Origin of the sequence: Mesorhizobium sp. M0954 (genome assembly GCF_040319155.1) — a bacterium.
Lineage (GTDB): Bacteria > Pseudomonadota > Alphaproteobacteria > Rhizobiales > Rhizobiaceae > Mesorhizobium.
Genome location: NZ_JAMYNR010000024.1, coordinates 35,904 through 62,124 on the forward strand (window position 1 = coordinate 35,904; position 26,221 = coordinate 62,124).

At 59.5% G+C, this 26,221-nt stretch carries 19 protein-coding genes and 7 pseudogenes; 7 read left to right on the forward strand and 19 right to left on the reverse strand.

Annotated elements, in window-relative coordinates:
• Positions 1 to 52 precede the first annotated feature (52 nt).
• Positions 53 to 1,312 (reverse strand): tyrosine--tRNA ligase, encoded by a 1,260-nt coding sequence (tyrS, locus tag NKH93_RS25860; protein WP_352943304.1) that lies wholly within the window; start codon positions 1,310 to 1,312, stop codon positions 53 to 55.
• Positions 1,313 to 1,757: 445 nt separating this feature from the next.
• Positions 1,758 to 1,994 carry a hypothetical protein gene (locus NKH93_RS25865; protein WP_352496314.1) on the reverse strand — a complete coding sequence of 79 codons (237 nt, stop codon included), beginning with the start codon at positions 1,992 to 1,994 and terminating at the stop codon, positions 1,758 to 1,760.
• A 247-nt stretch (positions 1,995 to 2,241) separates the two neighbouring features.
• On the opposite strand from NKH93_RS25865, the pseudogene NKH93_RS25870 reads away from it, so the two are divergent.
• A pseudogene (locus tag NKH93_RS25870) lies at positions 2,242 to 3,049 on the forward strand (IS5 family transposase); the annotation flags it as partial.
• Positions 3,050 to 3,253: 204 nt separating this feature from the next.
• The gene (locus NKH93_RS25875) at positions 3,254 to 3,931 is read left to right on the forward strand and encodes a transposase (protein WP_352474791.1); all 678 of its coding nucleotides are present in this window, start codon (positions 3,254 to 3,256) and stop codon (positions 3,929 to 3,931) included.
• A gap of 32 nt (positions 3,932 to 3,963) precedes the next feature.
• Here NKH93_RS25875 and NKH93_RS25880 read toward each other — a convergent pair whose 3' ends face one another.
• From NKH93_RS25880 to NKH93_RS25935, 12 genes and pseudogenes are all read right to left on the reverse strand, one after another.
• Positions 3,964 to 4,956 (reverse strand): adenosine kinase, encoded by a 993-nt coding sequence (locus tag NKH93_RS25880; protein ID WP_352496316.1) that lies wholly within the window; start codon positions 4,954 to 4,956, stop codon positions 3,964 to 3,966.
• Positions 4,957 to 5,065: 109 nt separating this feature from the next.
• The gene (gene metK / locus NKH93_RS25885) at positions 5,066 to 6,241 is read right to left on the reverse strand and encodes a methionine adenosyltransferase (protein WP_352973243.1); all 1,176 of its coding nucleotides are present in this window, start codon (positions 6,239 to 6,241) and stop codon (positions 5,066 to 5,068) included.
• Between the two features lie 54 nt (positions 6,242 to 6,295).
• Entirely contained in the window at positions 6,296 to 7,633 is a 1,338-nt protein-coding gene (gene glyA / locus NKH93_RS25890; protein WP_352474792.1) for a serine hydroxymethyltransferase, read from the reverse strand.
• Positions 7,634 to 8,511: 878 nt separating this feature from the next.
• The gene (locus NKH93_RS25895) at positions 8,512 to 8,856 is read right to left on the reverse strand and encodes a hypothetical protein (RefSeq protein WP_352622070.1); all 345 of its coding nucleotides are present in this window, start codon (positions 8,854 to 8,856) and stop codon (positions 8,512 to 8,514) included.
• Positions 8,853 to 9,955 (reverse strand): annotated as a pseudogene (locus tag NKH93_RS25900) (IS5 family transposase). Before NKH93_RS25900 ends, NKH93_RS25895 begins: the two are co-directional and overlap by 4 nt.
• A gap of 115 nt (positions 9,956 to 10,070) precedes the next feature.
• A complete protein-coding gene (locus NKH93_RS25905; RefSeq protein ID WP_352973253.1) occupies positions 10,071 to 10,946 on the reverse strand; it encodes a hypothetical protein in 876 nt (291 codons plus the stop codon).
• A 331-nt stretch (positions 10,947 to 11,277) separates the two neighbouring features.
• Positions 11,278 to 11,868 carry a hypothetical protein gene (locus tag NKH93_RS25910; RefSeq protein ID WP_352973262.1) on the reverse strand — a complete coding sequence of 197 codons (591 nt, stop codon included), beginning with the start codon at positions 11,866 to 11,868 and terminating at the stop codon, positions 11,278 to 11,280.
• Positions 11,869 to 11,905: 37 nt separating this feature from the next.
• Positions 11,906 to 12,028 carry a hypothetical protein gene (locus NKH93_RS25915; protein WP_023679689.1) on the reverse strand — a complete coding sequence of 41 codons (123 nt, stop codon included), beginning with the start codon at positions 12,026 to 12,028 and terminating at the stop codon, positions 11,906 to 11,908.
• Positions 12,029 to 12,043: 15 nt separating this feature from the next.
• On the reverse strand, positions 12,044 to 13,576 hold the full coding sequence (locus NKH93_RS25920; protein ID WP_352973269.1) for a Fic family protein: 1,533 nt from the start codon (positions 13,574 to 13,576) through the stop codon (positions 12,044 to 12,046).
• 403 nt (positions 13,577 to 13,979) lie between these two features.
• Positions 13,980 to 14,189, reverse strand: a pseudogene (locus NKH93_RS25925) (bifunctional hydroxymethylpyrimidine kinase/phosphomethylpyrimidine kinase); the annotation flags it as partial.
• A 14-nt stretch (positions 14,190 to 14,203) separates the two neighbouring features.
• Complete coding sequence (locus NKH93_RS25930; RefSeq protein WP_352973272.1) at positions 14,204 to 15,361, reverse strand: porin; 1,158 nt, start codon at positions 15,359 to 15,361, stop codon at positions 14,204 to 14,206.
• A 162-nt stretch (positions 15,362 to 15,523) separates the two neighbouring features.
• Complete coding sequence (locus NKH93_RS25935) at positions 15,524 to 15,889, reverse strand: hypothetical protein (RefSeq protein ID WP_352973275.1); 366 nt, start codon at positions 15,887 to 15,889, stop codon at positions 15,524 to 15,526.
• A 517-nt stretch (positions 15,890 to 16,406) separates the two neighbouring features.
• On the opposite strand from NKH93_RS25935, the gene hemN reads away from it, so the two are divergent.
• Positions 16,407 to 17,747 (forward strand): oxygen-independent coproporphyrinogen III oxidase, encoded by a 1,341-nt coding sequence (hemN, locus tag NKH93_RS25940; RefSeq protein ID WP_352973281.1) that lies wholly within the window; start codon positions 16,407 to 16,409, stop codon positions 17,745 to 17,747.
• A gap of 227 nt (positions 17,748 to 17,974) precedes the next feature.
• Here the strand turns inward: hemN and NKH93_RS25945 are convergent.
• Positions 17,975 to 18,313, reverse strand: a pseudogene (locus tag NKH93_RS25945) (PIN domain-containing protein); the annotation flags it as partial.
• Between the two features lie 734 nt (positions 18,314 to 19,047).
• Between NKH93_RS25945 and NKH93_RS25950 the strand changes: the two are divergent.
• Positions 19,048 to 19,734 carry an isopentenyl transferase family protein gene (locus NKH93_RS25950; protein ID WP_352474847.1) on the forward strand — a complete coding sequence of 229 codons (687 nt, stop codon included), beginning with the start codon at positions 19,048 to 19,050 and terminating at the stop codon, positions 19,732 to 19,734.
• A gap of 166 nt (positions 19,735 to 19,900) precedes the next feature.
• On the opposite strand, the gene NKH93_RS25955 is transcribed toward NKH93_RS25950, so the two are convergent.
• The gene (locus NKH93_RS25955) at positions 19,901 to 20,185 is read right to left on the reverse strand and encodes a hypothetical protein (RefSeq protein ID WP_352973285.1); all 285 of its coding nucleotides are present in this window, start codon (positions 20,183 to 20,185) and stop codon (positions 19,901 to 19,903) included.
• Positions 20,186 to 20,342: 157 nt separating this feature from the next.
• Between NKH93_RS25955 and NKH93_RS25960 the strand changes: the two are divergent.
• Positions 20,343 to 20,669: pseudogene (locus NKH93_RS25960) on the forward strand (transposase); the annotation flags it as partial.
• Between the two features lie 7 nt (positions 20,670 to 20,676).
• Here the strand turns inward: NKH93_RS25960 and NKH93_RS25965 are convergent.
• Positions 20,677 to 21,639, reverse strand: a complete 963-nt coding sequence (locus tag NKH93_RS25965) for an NUDIX hydrolase (protein ID WP_352469024.1) — start codon at positions 21,637 to 21,639, stop codon at positions 20,677 to 20,679.
• Between the two features lie 186 nt (positions 21,640 to 21,825).
• On the opposite strand from NKH93_RS25965, the pseudogene NKH93_RS25970 reads away from it, so the two are divergent.
• A pseudogene (locus NKH93_RS25970) lies at positions 21,826 to 22,003 on the forward strand (3-methyl-2-oxobutanoate hydroxymethyltransferase); the annotation flags it as partial.
• A 260-nt stretch (positions 22,004 to 22,263) separates the two neighbouring features.
• Positions 22,264 to 22,881, forward strand: a complete 618-nt coding sequence (locus NKH93_RS25975) for a cold-shock protein (protein WP_352876128.1) — start codon at positions 22,264 to 22,266, stop codon at positions 22,879 to 22,881.
• Here NKH93_RS25975 and NKH93_RS25980 read toward each other — a convergent pair.
• Positions 22,856 to 23,405: pseudogene (locus NKH93_RS25980) on the reverse strand (ABC transporter transmembrane domain-containing protein); the annotation flags it as partial. The gene NKH93_RS25975 and the pseudogene NKH93_RS25980 sit on opposite strands and share 26 nt — an antisense overlap.
• 32 nt (positions 23,406 to 23,437) lie before the next feature.
• Positions 23,438 to 25,093, reverse strand: coding sequence for an MFS transporter (locus NKH93_RS25985; protein ID WP_352823362.1), 1,656 nt, complete (start codon positions 25,091 to 25,093; stop codon positions 23,438 to 23,440).
• Between the last annotated feature and the right edge of the window lie 1,128 nt (positions 25,094 to 26,221).

A 26,221-nucleotide genomic window follows, 5' to 3' on the forward strand; every position in this document is an offset into this window, starting at 1 on the left:
CTGCAATATCCGCTAAGCGGGCAGAATTTCTGCGACAGCATTTGCTGAAACCCTACTTTACAACAGTGTGGCGCTTCCGGCCGAGCGAAAGCCGGATCGGGAGGTCTTGGGACGATATCATTGTATCAATCTCGACGACGTTGCCGTTGATCCGCACACCTCGTCCCGAGATCGCCCTTCGCGCTTCCCCTTTAGAGGAGGTCAATCCGGCGCGTACCAGCAAATCCACAAGGGCTACTCCGGCCAAGCCCTCGGCGTCATTTAGATGAAGCGTCGGTAGCCCCTCTGCGGCTTCGCCCTGCCCAAATGCTTGGCTAGCCGTGGCCTCCGCCTGTTTGGCGGCGTTAGTTCCATGTGCCAGGGCGGTAGCTTCGTTGGCCAGACGTTCTTTGACGGCGTTTAGCTCGGTTCCTTCAGCCTGTCCAAATCGCTCGATCTCGTCCATCGGCAGATCGGTGAAAAGCTTCAGGAACCGAACGACATCAGCGTCTTCCGTGTTACGCCAGAATTGCCAGTAATCGTATGGCGAAAGGCGATCTTCGTTGAGCCACACAGCTCCGGCAGCCGTCTTACCCATCTTGACACCTGAAGAAGTCGTCAGAAGCGGCGTAGTCACTCCGAAGACTTCCTTTCCATCCGTCCGCCGTATCAAGTCGATGCCATTGATGATGTTCCCCCACTGGTCGGCTCCACCCATCTGCAAACGGCAACCGGTCCGGCGGGATAGCTCAAGGAAGTCGAACGCTTGGAGAATCATGTAGTTGAATTCTAAGAAGCTCAGATTCTCCTGCTTTTCCAGCCGCGACTTCACACTGTCGAAAGAGAGCATCCGATTGACGGAGAAATGCCTGCCGACGTCTCTCAGCATGTCGATCCAACGAATGCTGTCCAGCCAGTCGGCATTGTTCACCATCACGGCATCCGTCGGACCGTCTCCGAAGACAAGGAGACGGTCAAAGACCTTTCTGATCCCTTCAATGTTGGCGGCGATCCGCTCGTCCGTCAGCATCGGCCGCGCCTCCGAACGGAAGCTGGGATCGCCGATGCGGGTGGTCCCACCCCCAATGAGAACGATGGGTTTATGGCCAGTCTGCTGAAGATGACGAAGCGCCATGATCAGAAGAAGATGGCCGACATGAAGACTGTCAGCCGTCGCATCAAAACCAGCGTAAGCGGGTACGACGCCTGCTTCAAAGGCGGCATCGACACCCGGCAGGTCGGTCCCTTGATTTACATAGCCGCGCTCAATGAGCGTCTTCAAAGCCGCCGAATATGGTTTGGAATGACCGGTTGATAAATCGGGAAGTGCCATAGGGAATCCTCCTGGTATTGCCGCCAGGGGGTCCTCTCAATGAACAAAGCCGCCTGACGGCGGCTTGTTTCAAGGCATGATCGAAACGCGCCGCTCCTTATGGAAGCGTCGCATAATAGATTGCAGCGATGAGCGCGGACTTGATCATGTGCCGATGCATAAAGGACGTTATCCGCACCTGCAAGCAATCTGAAATGGCTACTTCGGGGAGCTGCCGAGCCTCTGTCGCGACGATTTGCAACTGACTTTTGCACCTCGCAGAACTCAACTTTTGCGACAACATTTCCTGCTTCCCGCTTTCCTTCTGATGTCGAGCCCAGCGCGCTTCACCTGCGCTTCGCTGCAGCCGGTCAGCTTGCCGTCCTGCTGATACTGTTGCCGCCAGACCGGAAGACAATAATGCGTTCGTGTGTCACCAAGTCAGCTTGGCCTCCGGCGGGGCGGCTTATCCGGATGACTGCACGCGATCAGTTGCTGGTTCAAGACAGGGAAGAAGGCCTGCATCGCCTTTGCCGATGTTCAAGGTCAGTTCAATGTGGGTAATTTTCCGACGCCGTATTGCGCCACCGGCAAAAACGGCGTGAATCCTGAAACCTACGCCTGTAATTGGTGTGAAGCAGGCGAAAAGGGCTGCAGTGGCGGCGATTTCATCGAGGAAGGTTTGCGGCGGCGGCAGCGACACCGTTTTCTCGCGTCAGCAAATCCCGCCAAACCATTACCACCCCAATTGCGACCACGATATTCAGGGGCCGTACCGGAACCACGAGGGTCCTTACCAGGCGTGTCTCGCCACGCAAACCACCACCCACAATGGCATGGTGTTTGCCCTTAGAGCCTGACCCGAAACTCGGTTTTGGGGGTGGAAGCGGTTGAGTGGCCCCGTCCGTTGTGATTCGCTTGAGTTGTCTAGACTTGAACGGGATAACGACATGGGTTGGACGGAGACCACCCGCCGGCGATATTGCCGCGCGGGGCAGCGAGATGCAAACGCGTTGACGGACAGGGAATGGGCGTTGCTCGAGCCGTTCCTGCCGGGAACGAAGACAACGGGACGACCGCGGACGACAGAACTTCGGGCGGTCGTGGACGTGCTCCTCTACATCGCCTGGACCGGCTGCCAATGGCGGGCATTGCCGGATCGGTTCCCGCCGGTCTCGACGGTTCAACGCTATTTCTATGCCTGGCGGGACAACGGGCTGTGGAAGACCATCAACTTCCACTTGGTGGCTGCGGCACGCCTGGCGCTTGGTCGCGAGGCGAGCCCGAGCGCCGGTGTCATCGACAGCCAATCGGCAAAGACCACGGACGTTGCCGGTTTGCGTGGTTACGACGTCGGCAAGAAGGTCAAAGGCCGCAAGCGCCATATCATTACTGCCACCGAGGGACACTTGGTCGGGCTGACGGTGCACACGGCCGACATCCAGGAAGGCAGTCGGCGTCATCGCCTCCATTCGACGGCTTTCTCCCTGGTTGCGGCATCTGTTCGCCGACGGCGGCTATGCCGGAGAAAAACTGTCGCAGGCACTGGCCAATCTCGGCACATGGACCATCGAAATCATCAAGCGCTCCGACGCGGCCAAGGGCTTTGAGGTGCTGCCACGACGATGGGTCCTCGAGCGAACTTTCGCCTGGCTGGGACGTTGTCGCCGGCTCGCCAAAGACTTCGAGGCGACCATCGCCAGCGCCGAGGCGTGGATCTTCATCGCCTCGATCCGCCTCATGCTTCGCCGCATGGCAGCTCCACGTCGTGCGTCGAGTTTCGAGTCAGGCTCTTACAGGCATGCGCAGGACGCGCGAAGCCGCTCAAATCTCCCCAGATGGGTCAGCCATCGAAGACCGGCATCACTTGCCCGTTGAGCGGCTATACGATAATGCTCCGCGCTAAGCAGCAAGCGCCAAAAATTCGAGCGGCGACTTCATTCTCCTATTCAGGAAGGAACTATGAGGCGGCAGACGCGACCATTCACCGTGGAAGTCAAACAAAAGCGCAATTATCAAAAATCCGCACGTTCCATCTGGGGCAATTTCGACATCGCCGCGGCGATGGCCGAGACAACAAAGGAAGTCGAGCCGTTAAATCGTCAGCTTGTTGACTCTACTGTAGTGGCCCTTGATGCTGAACCTTTGCAAAAACCGCGAGTGGAGCATTTCATGGCCAATCCCCTGGAAACCGAGTCAGCAGTAGTTCCTAGCGCACCGGCAGACAAAGCGGAAACGCCAAAACCGAAGACGAGAGCGCGGCGGTCGAGGAAGCCAGAAGCTGAGGCGAGCGCGCCTGCCCGCAAGGAGGGCGCCAAGCCGATATCCGCGACCACTGAAGCACCGCCGTCATCGCGAACAGGCCGAAAGAGCTACTCCGCGAAGGATCGTGCCCAGAAGCTGGCGCAGATCGAGACCTCGATCGGCGGCGGCGCTACTCTCAAGAGCGCGGTGAAGCAAGCCGGCATCTCGGAACAGACATATTATCTTTGGAAGAAGGCGGCGGCGCCGGCGGCGGACAGTGACGCGCTGAAGGATCTCGTCGCGCTCGAGGAAGAAAACAAGCGGCTAAAGAGCCTGCTTGCCGATCGTCTCCGCAAGGAGAATGCGGAACTGAAGAAAAGGCTCGGGCTGGATTAAGGAGGCTGGGCAGCTGGTTCTTGGCTCGCCACCTACAGCAATCCCACCTGCTCCGCCTCTCGGCGCAGATTTTGCCGTGGCCTTGGGCCGATTTGCTGGATGACCAGCCCGGCTGCCAGCGAGCCGAGATCGCCGCAATCCTTGAGGCTGCGGCCTTGCGTGTAGCCGTAGAGGAAGCCGGCGGCGTAGAGGTCGCCGGCGCCGGTGGTGTCGACCAGCTCGCGGATTCTGGTGGCATTGATGGTCACGGTCTCGTCGCCGCGCACGATGACCGAGCCCTTTTCCGAGCGGGTGACGGCGGCGATCTTGCAGTCCTTGCGGATCCGCGCCAGCGCCTCGTCGAATGACGCGGTCTGGTAGAGCGACTTGATCTCGTGGCTGTTGGCAAAGACGATGTCGACGGTGCCGGAGCGCATCAGATCGAGGAATTCGTCGCGGTAGCGGTCGACGCAGAACGAATCCGACAATGTCATCGACACTTCGCGCCCGGCGGCGTGGGCGAGCTTAGCCGTCTGCCTGATCGCCTCCTTGGCGCGCGGCGGGTCCCACAGATAGCCCTCGAAATAGGTGACGGCCGCGCCCGACGCCTTGTCGGCCTCGACGTCCTCCGGGCCGAGCTCGACGCAGGCGCCGAGATAGGTGTTCATCGAGCGCTCGCCGTCCGGCGTGACGAAGATCATCGAGCGCGCCGTCGGCGGTTCGCCGTTGAGCGGCCTGGTGTCGAAGGCGACGCCCTGGGCATGGATGTCATGCGCGTAGATTTCGCCGAGTGCGTCGTTCGAGACCTTGCCGAAGAAGGCGGCGCGGCCGCCGAAGCTGGCCACGCCCGCCGCCGTGTTGCCGGCGCTGCCGCCCGAGGCTTCGATGGCCGGGCCCATGCGGCTGTAGAGCAGTTCGGCGCGCCTCGTGTCGATCAAATTCATCGCGCCTTTGATGATGCCGTTGGTCTCCAGGAACGCCTCGTCACACTGGGCGATGATGTCGACGATGGCATTTCCGATACAAAGCACGTCATAGTCCGGCATCAATTCATGTCTCCGCCAAAAACCCACCGGCTTTCTGCCACGCCGGGCGCGGGCGGGTCTGGCCAGTGGGAATGGGCTTTGCGCTTGCCAATCCGTTCGGCGCCAGCGCTCACGGGGCGGCAAGTCCTGCCTCGCGACGCAATTCGTCGGCCCTGTCTGTCTTCTCCCAGGTGAAATCAGGCTCTTCACGGCCGAAATGGCCATAGGTCGCGGTCTTGCGGTATATAGGGCGTAAGAGATCAAGCATCTTGATAATGCCCTTCGGTCTGAGATCGAACAACTCAAGAATGAGGCGCTCCATCCTTCTTTCCTCAACCCTCGCTGTTCCGAACGTGTTGACCATGACAGAAACCGGACTGGCCACGCCGATTGCGTAAGCAAGCTGCACCTCGCAGACGTCCGCAAGTCCGCTAGCGACGATATTCTTTGCGACATACCGGGCCGCATAGGCAGCTGAGCGGTCAACCTTGGACGGGTCCTTGCCCGAAAAGGCGCCGCCGCCGTGACGACCCATCCCACCATAGGAATCGACGATGATCTTGCGTCCAGTGAGACCGCAGTCGCCGCGCGGCCCGCCGACTACGAACCTCCCCGTCGGGTTGACCAGAATTCTGATGCCTTCCGTCTCCAGGTGGGTCGGCAGGACAGGCTTTATGATTTCCTCAATGACGCCCTCGCGGACCGTCTCTTGCGAGACCTGCTCGTCATGTTGGGTCGATACGACGATGGTATCAAGGGCGACCGGGCGCAACCCCTCATAGCGCACTGAGACTTGGGATTTCATATCAGGACGCAACCAGCCAAGCTGTCGTGCTTTCCGGACATCTGCCTGTCGTTTCGTCAAGCGATGCGCGAGCTGGATCGGCAAAGGCATCAGGGTATCGGTTTCGCGGCATGCGTAGCCGAACATGAGGCCCTGATCTCCCGCTCCCTGCTGGAGGTCCTGCCCTCGTCCCTCGTCAACGCCCTGGCTAATGTCAGGCGATTGCTCGGTGAGTGCATGAACGACGGAGCAACGCCGGCCGTCAAAGCCGACAGCCTCATCGTCGTATCCAATATCGAGAATCGTATCGCGCGCAACTTGGCTATAATCCACCCGCGCATCGCTAGTAATCTCGCCAGCCACAACGACTATCCCTGATTTTACCAACGCTTCACAGGCGACGCGTGCCTTGGGATCGGTGCGGAGGATGGCGTCGAGGATGGCATCCGAGATGTTGTCGGCCAACTTATCCGGGTGTCCCGCGCCAACCGATTCGGAAGAGAACACGAACTGCCTAGCCATGAAATGCCTCGTTTCGGGTGTTGGAGTTGTATGGTGCATTTTGCTTAGCCCACCTTACCTGTTGGTGATGCCCGGGACCTCGAACGCAGCGCACAAATCGGCAACGTCTCTTCGCACGCAGGCATGGAGATCTTCGTCATCAGGCCGCCGGAGGACGCAGTCAATGAAGCCAGCAATTTGCACCATTTCCACATCGCGCATGCCCATTGACGTCACTGCTGGCGACCCCAGGCGAATTCCGCTTGTGACCGCCGGATCCCGCGGGTCGCCAGGCACCATATTAAAGTTTGTGATGATGCCTGCCTTTGCTAGCCGCTCGGCATAGGCCTTGCCCGATAGTGGTCGATCGCGCAGATCAAGGATCAGCATGTGATTGTCCGTCCCCCCGGTAACCAGGTCATACCCTCGCTCGATCAGTGCCTGTGCAAGAGCCTTGGCATTCTTGACGGTCTGTTGGCCGTAGCTTCGGAAGGACGGGTTCGCGGCTTCGTGCAAGGCAACTGCTAGCGCAGCGATGGCATTCATATGAGGCCCGCCTTGCAGGTGAGGAAAGACCGCCCGGTCTATTCGTCTGGCGAGATTGTATTTGCTCTTTGTATGATACAGGGCCTGATAGCGATCTTCGTTCCTGGACAAAATGAAACCACCGCGGGGACCGCGGATCGATTTGTGGGAGGTGCTGCTGACCACGTCGCAATGGCGCACGGGATTCGGGTGCGCTCCCGCGGCAATCAGTCCGCTGATGTGCGCAATGTCGGCTACGAGATAGGAGTTCGCTTCCAGGGCGATTTCTGCCATTGCCGCGTAGTCAAAGACACGCGGGTAAGCAGTTCCGCCGACCCAAATGAGCCGCGGCCGTTCCCGCTTGGCTGTCTCGCGCAAGCGGTCATAGTCAATCTGCTGTGTCTTTTCATCTAGTCCATAGGGGACGCGTTGATAGTCAGTTCCGGAAAAGTTGATGGCCCAACCATGAGTCAGATGGCCCCCTTCCGGGAGGGGCAAGCCCATGACTTTGTCACCGGGGCTCAAAAGCGCACGATAGACAGCCTGGTTGGCCGGCGAGCCGGAATAAGGCTGGACGTTGGCATGCTCGCTGCCAAATAGTGTTTTCAAGCGCTCAATGGCTAGATTCTCAAGCTCATCAACGATCTCATTTCCAGCGTAGTAGCGCGCACCGGGGTACCCCTCGGCGTACTTGTTCGTGAAAATCGAGCCGTTCGCTTCCAGCACGGCCGAGGACGCAAAGTTCTCTGAGGCGATGAGCTTAAGGGTCGTCCGCTCCTGCCGCTCCTGTCTCAGAAGCAGTTCGTGAACGCGGCAATCAACCGCGGCCAATCGAGACCGTCCGTAAGTGTCGCGCGGCGCGATGGCGCCGTCGGCGGAGTTGTCCATGGTGGTTTCGCGCTCCAATTGGACTGATCTATTTCACGGTCAAGCATGCGATCCCCTTCGACGGCGCGTCTTGTGTGGCTTCGAGCCGTTGAAGGTCTCGTTTGTGATAGCCACCGCCGTGGGGCAGGAGATCAACCAACAGTTGAACCAGCCCGCCGTCCTTACCTTCTGCTTTGAGATGGTACGAGCACCACGGACGTTGTTCGTTGCAGTAAAGAAAGTCGGCTCTGGCCAGCAGCCGGACGTGTCGTACAACGTGCTCACGACGCAGACCCAGAATCTCCGCTAGCTGGCAGACAGTTAGGTCCGCATGCGCGCAAAGGCCTAGGATTCGAAGGCGATCTAGATGCGCTGCCGTCCGAAGGCGACTGACCAGTGTCAGCATTGGTCAGGACCAAGCCACTTGGAAAGCCTGGGCACTCGTCCTACTGAATTTGTCATTTCGCGTTCTCCACAGATGTTGCAGCTTTCGAACGAAATAATATGGTTGCTTGTCCACCGACCGGACAATCTCGGTGGCCGTGAAGATACTGTTTTGAGCCAATATGGCTGTGTCGAACAAACAAGATGGGCGCTGTTCTTGCCATTGCCTTTAGCCGAAATTGCACGCAGTTCGGCGGGTCGGAGAATAAGCCACGGTTCGGACTCCACTGACTCAAACGTTGCAATAAGCCTACCATTCACAGCGAACCGGAGTTGCTAAGAGTCTATGAATTTCCTTGAAGGATTTGTTGCAACGTTTGCGCAGCCCGGTCTTGCTCCCGGCTTGCAGCGGTCAATCTCGTGCAGACTGACCGTGATGCAAAGATGACAAGGAAGGTTCGCTTTCAATCTGATCTTCTTCCTGGCCAAGTAGTTCGTAGTCTCATAACTGTGGCCTAGCAGGCTGTTGAAGAAGTCTGACGTATTGCCTTGAGGATGGCCTCGTCGCCGTTGTGGTAGGCGAATGTGATCTCGATCGAGCCGTCGTCGAGCAATTCGGCATAGCCGTCGCCTGTGACTTCATCCATCTCGTCACACCCGGCCCATGTGAAGTGAACTATCGAGGGGCTGTAGCTCAGTTCGAGACCGGCTTGCAGGGCGCCAAAGGCGATCTCGCCGTTGTTGTCGGGTCCGATGGCGATGGTTGCGGGTCCACCGAGGTTCAGGTAACCGCGATCCCACAGATCGGCTTCGATGATCCGCCAGCGGCCGATCAGTTGGCAGCCTGCGGGCACGGTCATTTCGACGCCGCCAAGAGCTTGGGCAGCCGCACCAGATTGTAGGCGGCGGCCGCGAAGGTGAAGGCCCACCCAACGCGGTCGCGGCCGCGCAATTTGGTCTTCTCCTGCCCAGCGACGGTTTTGATCCAGCCGAACGCCTCTTCGATGCGCTTTCTGATGCGCTGGCTGACGGCATAGCCACCGTGGCGCGTGGTGCGGCGATCGATCGCCGAACGACGGCCGCTGATATTCTGCGCTACATGCGGCGTCACCTTCATTGAGCGCAACTCGTTGATGAAGTCCTCAGCGTCGTAGGCCTTGTCGGCGCCGAGCGTGATCGCCTGCGGCGGGTCGGCGCAGGGTTCGATCATATGCAGTGCGGCCACTCGCTCGGCATGTCCGTCGGCCAGCGTCAGGCAGGCATCGACCAGCAGGCCGTGACGGTTCTCCATCAGCCCATACCCCATGAAGCACAGCTTGGCCTCCTTGTCTTGTCCCTTGCGATAGAGCCTGGCGTCGGGATCGGTGGTCGAGTGTGCGTCTCGTTCGATCGCCTCTCGCCGTGGAAGTCCGCTTCCGCATTGCGTCCGCCGCCGTCTGCCGGCGGTTCGCCATGACCGCCGCTTGGGCCGCCCTTTGGCTTGACGCTCTTCATCGAAGCCCAGGCCTCGATCAGCGTGCCGTCGACCGAGAAGTGATCCGTGGACAGGAGCTTCTTGACTTTGGGTTGCGCCAGCACGGCCGCCAGGAACTTCGCCGCGATATCGCCCTCCAGCAGCCGGTCACGGTTTTTGGAGAACACCTAATGGTCCCAGGCTGCGTCGTCGACGCCGATGCCGACGAACCAGCGGAACAGGAGGTCGTATTCCAACCCTTCCATCAAAAGCCGCTCCGAGCGGATCGAATAGAACGCCTGCAAAAGCATCGCCCTGAGCAGCTTCTCCGGCGGGATAGATGGCCGTCCGATCGGCGAATATAGCGCCGCGAACTCACGCTCCAGCCTCGACAGGGCTTCAGTCACGATCGTCCGGATCGCCCGCAATGGATGATTGCGCCGAACCCGGACCTCAAGGTCCACGTAGCTGAAAAGTTCGCCAGTTCGATCGTCGCCGCCGCGCACTCGCCACCTCCGAATCCCTTCGGAGCCAGTGAATCATTGCTGCGGTCCGGTGGCGAGGGCCTTTTTCAACAGCCTGCTAGACGAAAGCTGGGCTAATCAGCGAGGTATGATGTCGTTAGCGTGGTTGGGCCACCAGCAGGTCGACGCCAAGATCGACACGCGCAATTTCCCGCGCTACGAGAATGTCAGTGACTGCGCGCTCTTCCTCGGGCGGTCTGGCGGCGCCGTCTAGAATCTGAATGCGTCTCGCGCCGACCCGTTCAGCAATGAGCTGTTCGGCTTGCCGCATTGACGGCGAAGCAAGCTCAAGTACGTTTTCGCGCATCTCACGCGCCGCCTCGCCGACTTCCGCAAAACGCTTCTCGGCGAACTGCTCCTTAAAGAGCGCAGCGAGATCATCAAATGTTTGAACTTTGGTGGGCTTGGGTTTCGAGCAAAAATATCCAGTTGCCAGTCCAGGTTTATAGGCAAGGCTGTACGCTTTGTCGTCTGGCAAGGGCCCAATATCCCCTGGTGAGACGAAAATGGACTGCCGTGCTACGGTTGCTCCATTATAAGAGCGGTCGAAATCGCTGATGTTTGCAGTACAAGGAGCCGCATAGAAGACGTTTGACGGATAGCGCGCCTCAAGCCGAAGAAGCAGTTCATGCTGACGCGACACATCCCTGCGCATCATCGCAATCCGAAAAAATGGTATCGACAAACCGGGACAATGTCCGCTCGCAATCTCAAACGCAGTTCCTCGCTTCATCAGCTCCGGAAGCTTGTACTGGAAAAACAGCGGAACCCCTGGGAAATTGATGCGGATGTCAAAGCCAGAATGCCCCTCCTGTATGAGGTTTGGAAAGACCGGCGCGCCTACAGGTGCGGCTGACGATGACGGATAAGGTTTTCGGTGAAGGCATACCCAAATGAGAACTCCGTGTAGTCCACCTTCATTCAATTCTGCTTTCGTGCTGAAGTTTATCCGGGGCTCTTTGCCTGCAGCCAAGCAGACCATATACAGAAAAAACTATGTATACTTGCGATAGTCTGAGCTTATCGATTCCTCGGATAGATATTTCAAAAAGCTCACCCACTCTTCTGGCTGCTAGAATGGGAATGGGAAGCTTCTGATTGATCTGGGTCGAGTTCCAGTTGATTTTGGTAAGCGACAAAACCTCCTGCGCTATCTCAGCGATTCCCGGCGCAGATCGCCGATAAGTTTCGGGCTTCGCGAACAGCGCCAGAGTGCGTAGCCGATATCTTCAACCGGGGCGGCGGCTTCTCCCTCGCCAGTGCCGAGCGCGATCATATGCGTTGCGCATTCGGCCAGCGCGCCGTCAAGGCGCCCCGCTTCCGTCGCGCTGCCGTAAAGGTCCAGGAACCACGCCAGCGAATAAGACCAGTCGGTAGGCAAGTCCTGCCCATTGTGATCCCTTGCGACGACGGCCACGACGGCGTTGCGGCCTTCGGGCGTGCGGGGCTCTATCCCAAGGATCGGGTATAATTTCGGGTGTCGGCTGCTGAAGGATACGCGCCGGCACGAGCGACAGTGCTTTCTCCAGCGAGGGAGGAAAATCCTCCAGTTCTTCGGCCAGTTCGGCAGCTTCTCTCCTTCGTCCCTCGCGGCGCGCTTCTACATATTCTGCCGCAACCACGGCAACGGTGCGCTGCGCCCGTTCAGCGGTGCTGGTGGCAATCAGCTCGGCCGGAATGTCACCATCCTTGATCGCCCAGTGCGTACGGTGCTGTTTGAACTGTTGAATGCCCAGCCGGTCCGCAATTCTCAACACCGCTGACCGGTCGAGAAAGGCATGTTTCGGATCGGGCTCGAAGGTGAAGGCCAGTTCGTGTCCGCGCCGAACGATATTGCGTATGCGGCTGTGCCGGACCACGCGCGCGTGCGGGCCTCCCGCCCCGACTTCGTACATCAAAAGCGCCGGGATTTCCTCCAGCCGGCGCAATGTTTCAGGGCGCGAGGTCGATAGCCTCGGCCTCGGCGCCGCTAGATTCCTTGAACCGGTCAATGGTTGACGTGAACGGCGGCGTTTCCCACCACTCGCCGTGGCCCGAGACAAGCAAGTTAAACATGGCACACCACCGACCTCACGCCGCCTTCTCCATAGACCACTTCACCCGTTCGGCGAGAAAGGCGGCGAACGTTTTCACATTCATATTGCCGCTCGCCTCCTCCAGCCCTGCGAGGTAGGCCTTCCGGTCATCGACTCTGACGACTGTCCAGGGGTAACCGCCTGAAGCCAGCATCGCGTTCATGAGGAACCGCGCTATTCGTCCGTTGCCGTCCGGATAGGGGTGCACATAGCCCACAAGCCAATGCCCCAGCACGGCACGCACGGAGGCCTCCTTCTCCGCCTCCAGCAGGTCGAACAGCTCATTCATACCATCGGCCACCGCTTCGGTACGCGGCGGTACGTGCTGCGAGCCGCGCAGGTACACAGGGTGATTGCGATATCCCGCAAGCGCGCTGGCTTTGAGGATGCCGGCGGTCACTGACGGCGCGAACAGCTCCCGGTACCACTCCCGGTGAGTGTCCCGCGTCAACGCGCCGGCTGGCTTGCCGTTGATGATCGCGGCAACAGAGTCTTTGACCTTCTGGAATGCGAGGTAGTAGCCACGCGCGGCAAGCGCATCTCGGTTCTTGCGGTCCTCTTCATCAATCTCCGGATTCCAGCTCCCCTCGCGCACCCGGTCGATGAGTTCCGGGGTGACGCTGTACCCTTCTATCGACAGCGAATGGTAGGCGTCGCTTTCGTAGATATCCTCGACGAACTTCATATAGGCGTCTTTGTCGGACGGCAGTCCGGGTGCCTTCGGGAATATCTCGATGATGGCTTCGCGCTGCGATTGCCAGATCGCGCGCAGGCGGGCGACCAACGGCGGTACGCCCGCCGCAATAGTTGTCAGTCCAATTTGTCCCGCGAACGGATCGGATTCGCGCACGTCATAGCCGGCGGCTTTGAAGGCGGCCACGATTTCATCGGCAAAAGAGTCGCGTCCTACGCGACGGAAGGCCCCCGCAAGCCGTCCCGCCACGGCGGAATGGCCGCCATCAAGCAGCAGGGCCAGAACGGTTGATACGTCGCGCACCGACGCCATGGCGATCTGCATCTCGATAGGGGCGCGCTGGAAGAACGCTTCCGGCACCCGGGTAAGGGCGGCCTCGACAGTGAACACGCGCTGGCCGTTTTTCTCTGTCAGTTCGGCCGGCATCTCCTTGACCTTGAGGTCATAGAGCGAAGTGCCGAACAGCAGGTCGATTTTGTTATTCGTGCCTTTGGGGGTGTTCACCACCACCTGAGGCGGAATAGTGGGCGCTTCCGCGTGCAGAAGCAGCGACTGCTCCGGTGAGAGGAACCAGTCCTTGCCGAACCGGTCATTGCAGTAAAGGGAGCAGAACTCCCAGAAGCTCGCGTACCAAGGGGTGGTGTCTTGCTGCCGTGCCTGCGGGCCGGTCGACATGAGCCAGCCTTTGATAACATCGCGCAGGAACCCGTTCTGCAGCAGCCGCTCCCGGTGGACGCGGGTCAGCTCATCTGATTTGAATATGCGCCGCCCACCCTCCTGCAGCTCTTTGAGGACGGCCAGTGATACAGCGAGTTTTTCATGGGGCTTGGCCATGGCCGTGCCTTTGCAACTTTTTTAGAGCTGTGCGATTACAAGTATATAGTGCTGATAGGCGACAAGTCAATGATGCTGTGGAGTTGCAAGTTTTTTAAGTCGTGCGATAACAAGTTTTTTATGCGATAATCGGGAAATGCGATCGTTTCCATAGCCGCGCGAAGGATCGTTACCCGGATGGGCCGAGACCCAGCTCCCCCGCAGGCTACGCAGGGGCTCGGGGCGAGCCTAGAGCCTGGCCCTCCGAAGCGCTTCGAAGGAGGACGCGCCTCTTTGAAAAACTCGCCCGTTGTGCATCGTGGGTACCCGTAAACGCGAATTCTCAAAGGAAAGACGCTCCTTACCTCTCCCTCCCGCCACGATCATCACGGCCGCGCCCGCGCTCACTACGCCGCGACGCCCGCGAGATCGCTGCACGCATCTGATCGGCCACCAGACCGGGTTGCAGATGAAGGATGTCCGTGACGCTGTCGTGTGTTTGCACCGTCACCGCAGTGACGGCAAGGCAGCTGCGCACGCCCATGGAGGAGAGCGTCTCGATATCGCGCGCGATTCCGGCACCCCCACTGGAGTCCGATCCGCCGACGACAAGTACATGCGACGCCTGCCTCAGCGCCCTTTCATCCGTTAGAATGAGCGTTCGAAACGCAGGATTCCGCCGACACTGCTCTTCTTGTTGGCGTTGGTCCAGTTCACGTTGGAAGCGTCCACCTTGCCGACGGCGAAGTTGCCGTAGCGGCCATAGTCGAGTTCCGCCGTAACTGTGAAATCTGGAAGAAACGCATAGGCGACGTTTGCAGCGACACCATGGTTCTTGAGCTGATCACCGGAGAGCTGAAGGTTGAACGAAGTTGTCTCGTTGAGCTTGTAAGTGGCGCCAGCCCAGAAAGCCCAGTTCCCGCCCCAACTCTTATAGAAGCCGCGACCATGAGCGTCGATGGCGTTCGTGGAGTCGTCGTTGAGCTTGCCGTTGGAACCGTAGCCGAGCATTCCGAACAGCAACAGTTCGTTGGTGACATTGATGTCGACACGGACCTTGGCGGCCACCGATTCGTAGTTGCTATCATAAGCGGCAACGCCGGTGATCGCGCCCCAACCATGTGTGTATTTCAAGCCGCCGACTACGTGCGGTGCGTAGCTGTCGATTGTGCCGACCACGCCCGAGCCTTCTTCGAGCGAAACCACGGCCGAAAAGCCGTTCCCGGCGTCGAAGTAGTACTGAACCACATTGGTATCGAAAGCGCCGTACGGAACCGGCGTCTGGTTGAGTACGTCACCCGCGCCGCCAATAAACATGTCGAAGGCCGACCAGTCCTTACCAACTCGGAGGCCACCAAGCTGAATCCAGGCGAAAGTCAAGGTGCTGTCTCCGTTGAAGGCATGGGACCGAGAACTGTCCGAAACCGAAGTGTGGCGGTTGCCGAAGTTCATGCGGGTTTCGGTGTAGGTCTTCAACGTGCCGAGTTCGGTCTCCTGGCCGGTCCAAGTTTTCAATGTGAAGCGCGTGTTGTTTTGCCATGTGCCCTGATGCTCACCAGTCCTCACATCCGAGGTTCTTGCGTGATCAACCAATCCGACATGGCCCAAGCCGACGTCGTAACGGACATAGCCGCCGATGCGCACGCAGGTCTCAGTGCCTGAAATGTAGACGTAGCCCGAGCCGTAGACGTCGCAGACTTTAACGTACTCAGTCGGGTCAGGCTCGGCAACGGCGGTCACGGCGCGAGCGTCGGAAATGGCAATCAGTGCCGCAGTTGAGCCGAGGAGGAGGCTCCTAATGTTCATTGTTGATCTCCGTTCAAAGAGTAAAAGGAATGGACGTCAGTGATGAACTCTTGCTAAGGAAACAGTCGATAACGATGCGCATTGAGTTGAATTTGAGCAGTTTTGATGCGCTCGTCACGCCAGATATTCATCAGAAATTGAGAATATGATTGAGTGTTATTGTTACAAATATGAGATTGTTATTCCAAATATAATAATCGCCGAAACGACGCCATCCAACATTTCTGTACAAATCATCGCCGTCATCTCCGCTAGTTGTGGGCGGGCCGTCACAAAGGCTTCTACTGCAAATGACGTGCCATCCTGACGACGCAGCTGCGGCTTGAAGCTCAAGTGTGCCGGCGGACCTTGGTTCGCTCTTCCTTCCTTTTTGCCTTGCGGATCAACCCAAGCACGGACGGCAAACGTTTCGGCTACGGTTCGTCTGTTCGCTTCGCGACAGTTTCGTTCAATGGCGACAGCTTTGTTTGCTGTGAGCCCCGACGTTGAGACATCATGCGGCGGCACCGCTCGGTACGACGCCGTCATTTTGGCGAGCGCGATGATCGGTAATCACGCGCTGACGCGCAGCCTTGCCTCCACCACGGAGTCAGTAGGCGCGCCGGCCTTGGCATTGCGGCCGACCTGACGGTCGCGTCGAGCAGCCTCTCGTCCTGATAGACGGCGCGCCACAGCTAATGCTTCTTGCCAGCAATTCACACAACGAGCTCATCGAGATGCCAGAGATCACTATGGGGCTGCGCTAGCTGGCGAGCAAAGTCTGGTCCCAACGCCGTGTTATCTCGTTGGATGCGGCAGCCGCGCTCAGCAGAATCTACTCGACCAGGCGCAGGCTGAAGGGAAGGGATGGTGGAACCAAACGGTGCGCGTGAGGGTCGCGGCGGGAACAGCCATGGCCAGTCGCTGACCGTCCAGCCAAGACTGAACGGCCGCTATTGCTGAGAAATACAAGTTTCGAGCCCAAAGCGGAACGGACTGACATAGCGCAAAGACACAGGCGAGCGCAGCGGTAAGGTTGGCGGTTATCAGCATGGGACGGTAACTGTTGCAGACCACAAAATATCGCGAGGCCGGCCTGCCTTGGTACACTATCTATCCGACTGTGTCAGAGTTCTCTGGGGCGGTCGGCGCCGAGGCTTATGAGGAATGGCTCAGGAACCTGCCGGCTGACGATCCGGTGTCGCTCTATTTCCACGTTCCGTTCTGCCGATCAGCTTGCTGGTATTGTGGCTTCCCCACCACCATCACCCGCCATGATGCGCCGATCCTCAACTATCTGGCGGCCCTGCGTGACGAGATCCGTTTGGTCTCGGAGCGAGCGCCGCAGACGCTGCCCGTGAGCGACATGCATTTCGGCGGCGGAACGCCGTCTCTCATAGGACCAGCCGAGTTCCTGGCTCTAATGGAGTTCCTGCGACGCCGCTTCGCTCTCACGAAAACAGCTACGGTTGCCGTCGAGATTGATCCGCGCACGTTCACGGCCGAGATGGCCGAGGCCTTAGGAGCAGCCGGCGTGAACCGTGTGAGTCTCGGCGTGCAGAGCTTCGATCCCATTGTTCAAAAAGCAATCAACCGGGTTCAGAGTGAGGCGCAGACGTCGGCTGCCGTGGAAATGCTGCGCCGGCAGGGAGTAAGCCGCATCAACTTCGACCTCATCTTCGGTCTCCCGCATCAAACGGTGCAGTCCTGCGTCGAGACCGCGAGGGCGGCGGTCGCAATGCGCCCCGACCGGCTTGCGGTGTTCGGCTATGCGCACATCCCGTCGCTTATAAAGAATCAGCGCCTCATCGAGGAGGCAGTTCTTCCGGGCAGCGCTGCCCGCGCCGAACAGTATGCGGCCGTGGCCGCGACGCTGATTGCCGCCGGCTACCGCGAGATCGGGCTTGACCATTTCGCCTTGCCGGACGACGAGCTCGCGCTGGCACAGAAAACGGGTCGCCTGCGGCGTAACTCGCTGGGCTACTCGGCCACCACCTGCAGAACCCTGATCGGTTTCGGCGCGTCGGCTATCGGCCGCGTCGGCGAGGGGTACGTCCAAAACGAAGTTACACGGGATTCCTACATCCAGCACATCGCAGCTGGCCGTCTGGCGACGTCAAAGGGCTATCGCCTCACCGACGACGACCGCGTGCGAGCCGCAATTATCGAGCGACTAATGTGCGATCTCGAGGCCGATGTGCAGGCAATCTGTGCCGCCCACGGATCTGATCCGATCCGTCTTCTCGATTCAGCTGAACGCTTGGCGATGCTGGCCGAGGACGGGATAGTGGACTTCGAAAACGGTTTTGTCCGCGTACGGCGGGAGCATCGCTTTGTAATTCGCGCTGTCGCTGCCGCGTTCGATGCTTTTCTCGATCGGGATGGCCGTAAGCATCGCCACAGGTGAGGGCAAGCATCCAACCGGAAGCTAAACTCGACGCCCTTGGCCGAGGCCTGTCATGAAGCGCGCGTCAAGGATGCGAAAAGCAGAGCTGATCCGCCTATTTCATCTCATCTTCAATGACATCGACCTCGTGGCTGCCACCGAGGCGTTTCCATATTGATCGTGGTAGGTGCGGGACATCTGGGTGTTTCGCCGTCAGCGCATGAATATCCCCGCCATGTGATGGGTCAGGAAATCGCGGTGGCTGCAATCAGCCCGTCCATCGATGACAGACCGCGGCCACGCCGCTTCGCGAGGCCCGTCAGGTCGCCCCAGGCCAGGGCAACCAGTTCGTCCACGGGCCGGACTCTCGGCTCGAAGCGCTGCGGCAGTCCCGGGCGAGCCATCCGGCCAGTGCGTCACGTTTCCGACCTTTGTCTATGAGGGCAGCGCCGCGCCGGATCTCGGCGATTGACACAACCTGATAAATGAGCGGTCTTCATCGAGCCCGTCATCCATTCCAGCACGCGCGCGTCAGGGCTCGGCCTCGTCACCTCGGAGAGGCCATTAGTGTCGAGCAAGAGCCTCACAATGGCAGACCATGCGGTTCATCGCGTAGCCGCTCGATGTCCAGTTCGGCGTTGCGCAGCGGCGATGCGCAGCGAGTGCCCAGAAAACCGCAGCCAGCTCCCCTTCCGGAAGATCGGAGCGGACGCCACGCAAAAAGCGCCAAATCCTTGGCGCCGGCGGTCTGTGTGTTTGCGCGCTGGCGGCTTTGGTGTACTCCTGTGCCGTTTCGACGAGGCTTCCAGCCGGACCGGCAGGGGAGGAGGCTTTGGCGGCGCGGCCGGCACACGGCCCACCTCGAGGACGAGATCGACGATGTCGGGCAGATCCTCGGTCGCCTCACAAATCGGTGAGGTCGCCGGGACACCGTCTTCCACTTTTGTTGATCAGCCGCCTTCCTGGCCATGTTCCGAGACAATAAGGCGCCCGTGCGCCGCCGCCTCGATTAACCCAAGACGCGCAAGGATCTTTTGCCGGAGACAACGAGGTCACCATCCTGCGGTGCCGCGTTGCGTCACAGTCGGCATGAGATGTGCAAAGTGGACCGTCGTCAAACGTCAAACAGAGGCGTTGGTGACTGGACTGAACGACCAGAACGGGCTGCTTGCGCCCTTTCGGACTTCACAAAGTTCGAAAATGGCGTCGTTTCAGGGCATAATCGCCGCTTGTCAAAATATTTGCGACAAGTCCGGTGAAAGCCTACCGAGTATCTTGTGCTTGGGGGGCGGTTAGTTCCGATAAACTAAGCGGCATACACATGCTAATCTATTTGATTTACGGGCCGACCTGCAGCGGCAAAACAGACGCGGCAATCCAAATTGCACGAGAGACCGGATGGCCGGTCATTGCGCTGGATCGTGTACAATGCTGTCCTCAAATCGCCACCGGCAGCGGGCGTCCCTCGGATTCCGAACTGCAATCTACCCAGCGGATCTACTTGGATTCGCGCCCGCTAACCGCGGGCATCATTGACGCCGAGACCGCCCATCGTAAGCTGATAATGCAAGTGGATGAGCGTAGTTCCCAGCCGGGGCTCATCCTCGAAGGCGGTTCGATCTCCCTTCTCAATTTAATGGCGCGAAGTCAGCATTGGGATGGCGCTTTTCGGTGGCATGTAAGGCGGTTGCGGCTCGGCAACTCGGACGCCTTTCTGGAGAGAGCCAAGCGTCGGGTCACAGACATGTTTGTCACAAGAGAAGGACAACCTTCATTGCTGCAGGAACTTGCGGATCAGTGGAAGGAAGATGCAGTCCGTCCCACTTTGGAAGACGTTGACGGATATCGTTGCGCCATTCATTTTGCGAGAGAGCACAGCTTGGCAATCAGCGAAATGCCGTGCCTTCGCAAAGAGCTCCAACAAGATCTTGTAGAGGCGATTGCGAGAGAATATCTCGAATATGCGCGTTGGCAAGAACGCGACTTTCCAGAATGGCAAACTGAGTGAGCAAGCCTCCCCGGACCTCGCCTGCGGTGCGGGCACGGTAGCTCCTGAGAATTGCGCTAAGTGGTTTGCTGAAGCAAGCTAGTGCCAGGCGACATTAGGTCCGTGTGGCAGCGGAAGGATTGCTTTCGCCACGGTGACTGCGGAGGAGGCGACATGGCTGCACTGCTCATTTCAGGCATGGGACGGAATGTACTGATGACAAAGTGCTGCGCGGTTCGTAGCGACCGCTACCGTGGCTGACTCGCGAACTACTATCCGCCAGCCCAGTCTGTGGCGTCGTCTCGGCTTTCATCGCCACCGCCTTCGCCCAGGAAACGCCCGAGGCCGCAAGCGTCGCCTTGGCAGTGCGGCACCCGGCAAGATGGGCGGTCATCGGCCCTATCTGATCGACGGGAAGCACCGTGCTTTCGTCCTGGGCGAGGTTGAGCGAGATGCCAACATGACGCTTCATCAATTGACGGCGGCACTGGCTGAACGTGGTCTCCTGCGAGCGTCGGTCGCTTCCTGCACCGCGAGGGCAAGAGCTTCAAGAAAACCGTTCTGCCGGCCGAGCAGCTCAAGCCAAAGCTGATGCGCCGGCGTGCGTATGGATGCGCTATCAGACCCGCATTGACCCTACGCGCCTGGTCTCCCTGGATGAAACATGGGTCAAGACCAACATGGCGCCGTTGCGCGGCTGGGGTGTGCGCGGCAAGCGGCTGATGGCCCACGCACCATATGGCCATTGGAAGACGATGACCTTCATTACCGCGCTGCGGCATGATCGGGTGGAGGCGCCTTGGGTCATTGACGGATCCATCAATACGCAGGCCTTTCGCGTCTATGTCGAAACCGAACTCAACAAAACACTGAAGCCGGGCGACATCGTCATTCTCGACAATCCCGGTTCTCACGAGGGCCAAGCCGTCCGCGACATCGTCAGGGCTGCTGGCGCAAGGCGGGTCAAGCCCGCGAGAGCGGCAATTTTGTTCCGGCTATCACCCTCTCGTCGAGAACGGCGTGACGGAAGCGATAAAGTTGCGCCGGCCGGCCGCCGGTTTCCGCGGTTGTCTCACCGGTCTCCTCGACCAGCTCCTGCTGCTCGATCAGCCGGCGAAAGTTCGGCTTACGCACGAGCCTGCCGGCAAGCGCCTCCACGGTGCGCTGCAGCTGCAAAAGCGTGAAGACCGGCGGCATCAGTTCGAATACGACCGGCCGGTATTTGATCTTGGAGCGCAGCCGCGCAATGCCGGTCGCCAGGATGCGACGATGATCGGCGATCATCGATCTGCCCGACACCGAGGTGGGCGCAGCGGAATGTCCGGCGCGTATTGCTTCCTCCACCAGGGCGGCTTCGTAAAGCAGCTCATAACGTTGAAGCGCGAGTTCCTCGTTCCAATGGCGGTCGTCAAAGCCGAAGGCGATCGCCGCCCGCCGTCGTCGGTCGAGGCGTGTCGTACCGTCGTCAGTGCCATCCGCCCATTCCATCAGGCGCGGCCGCAATTCGTCCAACACGACCGCCGGTGTGCCGGAGCGGTGATCCTCCCACGGGAAATAGTCGTACCAGCTTCCCCAGTGTCGCCCGGCCGGGTCGCCAGCTTCGTCTTGGTGGGTGAGCGCCAGATAGCTGATAGAGACCACGCGGTCGTCAGCGCCAACCCTGTCGCGATCGGCGAAGGTGTAGAGCTGTTCGATATAGCCGAGCGGCTGGCCGGTCTGTTGTTCCACCCATCCCCTGAGGCCCGACTGCAGCGAACGGTGAGCAAGCTCGAACGGGCCCGAGGGCAGGGCGTTTGCCTGCGGGATGGTCAGAACGCAGGGGGCGCTGCTGTCCATGGCGACCACAACGGCGATTAAGTCCGCATTGACGTCGTTGGCCTTGCCTCCAGCTCCGCCTTTCCTAATCCCTTTTGCGCGATCGTCCATGGTCCCCGACGTTGTTGAGCAGAGCCCTGCCGCGTAGGCGGCTGAACCGATTGAATTCCGTTTTTGTCTGATAATTGTCGGCGCGTCAACACCACCCGTCGTGGCGATTTTAGCTGTTCGCAGCTGCATAAAAAGTGCCAACGCGACATCCGTGCTTGGGGAAGGAGGCCCATTGAGCGCGCCGATTCAAAGCTCGTCGATCGACATTGCGACGTTGTTCTCGTCGGCGACAGCGCGGCATGGTTCTCCACGGCTTGGCGTCGACGCTGGGCGTGACGCTGGAGATGATGATCATGCACGGTCAGGCCTGCGCCGTGGCCTGGAGCCGGCGCAAATGGTCATCGACCCGCCGTTCGGTTCCTTTTGAAGAAACCCGGAGCAGGCTTTCCGCAATGCCTGAGAAAGCCCTTCCAGTGCGCCCGCGCCAGCATCATCGCACTCTCACTCCAACACAACCTATGCGAGTCAGTAAATCGACTCGCCGGCACTATTGTTTCAGGGGAAATGAATCTAGTTTCAAAGGGTTCGGCCGATAGGCCGGGCACAGCTGCGGTCTTCACGGCCTTTTTGTCATAAACGCGCGCCCGATTGAGATTATCTTGACGGTAGCGCAGTGCGCCATCCATGCCAGTCGAGATGATCATGGGCAAATATCGAGACCATCGCGAGCCACGCCGGCATCGCTATGACGATGACCCCGTTTCCTTTTCGGAACGGACTTCCGAGCCAAGCTATTTTCAGCGCCCGCCGACCGTGACGGCAGATCCTGTCGATGCGGAGGTATTGTGGTTCACAGTCAGCAAGGGTTTTGGCTTCGTCAAACTGTCGGACGGCACGGAGGCCTATCTGCACGTGCGAGTGTTAGAGGCGGCCGGAAGCCGGGATGTTGCCGCGGGAACGCCTCTCAAGATCACGGTCGAAAAATGTCCAAAAGGTCATCAAGTCGCGCAGGTGCTGGAGATCGGCGATCACCGCGCGAAAACTCCGTCACATACGCGCGTCGCTGGAGGGACCTTCGTTGAAACCGGTGCGCAGCTGGAGAGCGGGGGCACGGTCAAGTGGTACAAACCCGAAAAGGGCTTCGGCTTCATTGCTCCTGACAACGGTGAGAAGGACGTCTTCGTTCATGCCAGCGCCCTGACGCGCTCAGGGCTCAGCGTGCTGGTGGCGGGACAGAAGGTGTTTGTCGAATGCGGGCAAGGCAAGAAAGGCTGGGAAGTCCGGAGCATTCGCCTTGCCTAGACGGCGAGGCATTGCTCGCCTCGAAGGAGATGCCGGAGAGCGTCGGGCGGCCGCCCGAGCCCGCGTAGCAGAAACCGACATTGTCGAAGCGCAGCACGCCGTCGGTGACGACGAGATCCCTGGCGCCCGCCGCGTCCTCGATGTCAAGTTCGGCGTCGAGCAACTCGAACAGCCGCGTGCCGCAGGTCGAGGCGCGCGCGAACGAGTTGACCATCAATCCGAGCTGGCGCACCGGCATCTGCAGAATGGTCATGAAGGTGAGCAACAGGGCCAGCGTGCCGACGCTGATTTGACCTGCGATCACTTTCTGGCCACCGAACCAGAGCACCAGGCCCATGGCGGTCAGGAACGAGAAATTCATGGCGCTGGTGTTGCCGACACGGATGTCGACGCGCTCATTGGCGAGATCAAGGCGCGTCCTGCTTGGCGCGGTCGAACTTTTCCAGCTCGTGCGGCTGCGCGGCGAAGGCACGCACGACACGGATGCCGCCGAGATTCTCATCCATCACCCGGATCTTTAACGATCGCTGATGCCCAGATATGGGAAGGTCAGGCTTCAATGACGGGGAAGGTGAAGGATTGACTGGTCGGGTTTCCGGGCCGAGCTTGTCGGCCGCTCAATCGAAAGCGTCATTTGAGGCGCTTCTTCTCCCGCGTGTAACTGGAAGACACGCTCGTCCAGTTCCTTGTCTACTTCCGTGAGACGATGATTGAGGCGAAGGTAGTCGGTCCAGGTCGGCGTGCGGAACGTTTCTGTCCACTGCATAGGCTTCTGAAGGTTGCGCTGGAGCGTCCAGTTCCGAGCACCGACGCGGCTGTGTACATGACGCCGCTGCCGCATGAGGTCGAGGAAGGCCTCGACATTTCTCTCGGCTATCAGATATTCGATCTTGACCACGATCGGGCCGCTTCTCGGCTTCAAACTGAGAGCGACAGCTGGGGCGTCGAATTCCTCCAAAGGATCGGGCTCGGACTCGCGGCGCTCTCGAAGAGGAAACAGAACGCCGGCTGCAGCGACGATCAGAAGGGCTACAGCGGAACCCTCGAGCGCCCAGGTCAGCGAATGGTTCTGGGAAACCGTGCCCCATACCCAGCTGCCGGCCGCGATGCCGCCGTCTATCAATGCGTAGTAGATCGAGATTGTGCGACCCACGACCCAGCGCGGGCTCGCCAGCTGCACGCTCACGCCAACCCCCGACCAGGCGGTGACCCAGCCTGCGCCGCCCAAAGCAAGTGCAATTGCCGCCACGCCGATCGAAGAGGTAAGCGCCAGGGAGAGGGAGCACGCCGCGCAGGCGAGGCAGGAGAGCCTCATCAGCCTTTCTTGCGACAAGCTCCGTCTGAACAGGCTGTTGGAGAGGCCGGCGAAGACGGCACCGGTCCCGAAGCCAGCCATGAGCGCGCCATAGGCGAGCGGACCTCCTCCCAGCTGGTCGCGGACAACCAGCGGCAGCAGCGCGAGTATGGCGATGCTCGCCAAGCCAAAGAGGGTTCCGCGCGCGATCGCTGCCTTGATTTCCGATGACATCGCCGTGAAGCGCAGTCCGTCATAGATCGCCGTCCTCATCGACTCGCGTGGAAGAGGGGACGAGCGAACCTTCCACTTGCAGCGCCAAATAGTGACCAAGGGTACGAAATAGGTGAGCGTGGTCACCGCGAATGCCGCCATGAGGCCGAATGAGGCAACCACAATGCCGCCGAGCGCCGGGCCCACAGTCCTGACAGTGTTGAAGCCAACAGAAAGCAGGGTGACGGCAGCGGGAACATCGCGTCGGTCCACGATATCGCCGACCGACGCTTGCCAGGCCGGATCATTGAGAGCACCGCCGCTTGCGATCAAGAAGCTGAAGCCAAGGATCATCCACGGACTAACAAAGCCCAGCGCCACGGACGCGGTCAGCATCGCGGACGCAATCACCATAAGGCACCGACCGGCGAACATGACCCGGCGCCGGCTGAAATTGTCGGCGAGAGCCCCGGCGAAGACGGACAAGACGAAAGCGGGCAGGTTCGATGATGCCTGCACCAGCGCAACCATCAGATCCGAAGTCGAGATCGTTGCCATCAGCCAGCTGATGGCGACAGTCTGCATCAGCCAGCCGAGACTCGAAACCTGCGTGGCGAGCCAGATCGAACGAAAGGTGGGCTGCAAAAGTGGCCCAAAGGTCGTTGGTGCAGCCAAATCTTCGTTTAATCCAGCCACCCTACTCATTTTGCGACCCTTTGCTTTCCGTTATTGTCGTTTCCCATGTAATCTAGGCTGAACCGTGGCGGCTAGAAGAATAGAGAGAAACTGTTTGCCTTGCGGCACAGTTCCTCGTGATTAAGGGTTGCGGCCGAGCCGCATGCCCGAGCCGGCTCACCCCGCCTTCGAAGACATCACTGGGTGGAGCCCGGATCTTGCTTGTCGTTTGACGCAGCATGCTTCATCAACGGGCACTTTGCCGAGCGATGCCTTTTCGCGAAACGCGACGATGTTCTTTCGTCGGAAACTCTCTCCAACGGCGTTCGATGCGCTGAGTCTGGCTTGGGGCGAGGTGAGGGCTTGCAGATCTTAGACAGGATTGATTCCTGATAAACGCAGACGGTTGCCGGGCCGCGATCGAAGAGGCGCGCGCCTTGCTGCTTCAGCTTGAACAAAAGTCTGACGCGCTCACACATGCCATCGACGACTTTCTGCTCGATCTGATGAGGCTGGCTTTCATTGTTGAATGTTATGGACACGGCTTTGAACTTTTGGCGTGAACGCTTGCCCGTAGAAGACTGGCAAAGGTCAGGCTCTTGTCGGGGCGGTGGACTCCGCCAGGGGAGAAATGACACCCAAAGCCGGATGGCTGACGCGACGGTCGCCCCGCGTTCCGCACAGTGACGAAGGTAACGGTACGGCTCTTCGGCAGATGGCGCATCCTCATGGTAGCGTCTGGCCGTTCCCTCTGATGCCTCGGCCTCCCACACCTATCCGAACAGGCCCGATCCTGGAGGGTCCTCGAAGTGGGCATGAGGGCGATAGGCCGCGTGGTTGGGGTACCAAGCGTAGGCGCGGTATTGGGCTGGAAATTGGCGACGCGCGACGAAGAAGTCCGAGATCAACTCGTGCAATGGCAATTCCTAACACCGTGGACGTGTTGGAGCAGCCTCATCCTCCTAGTCAGGAACGTCATCAAGGTTATAGGATTGATGCGCGGCGAACCCTCGGAACTCAGGATCATGTTGACATCGCTGTTCGACAGAGCCGACTTGGCGCAAGGAAGCCACCGGTCGTCGGCGTGATGCATGACGGGAGTCGGCGGCGCCTCACCAGAGGCGAAATGCAGGAACCAAAGGAAAGGACCACCTGCAT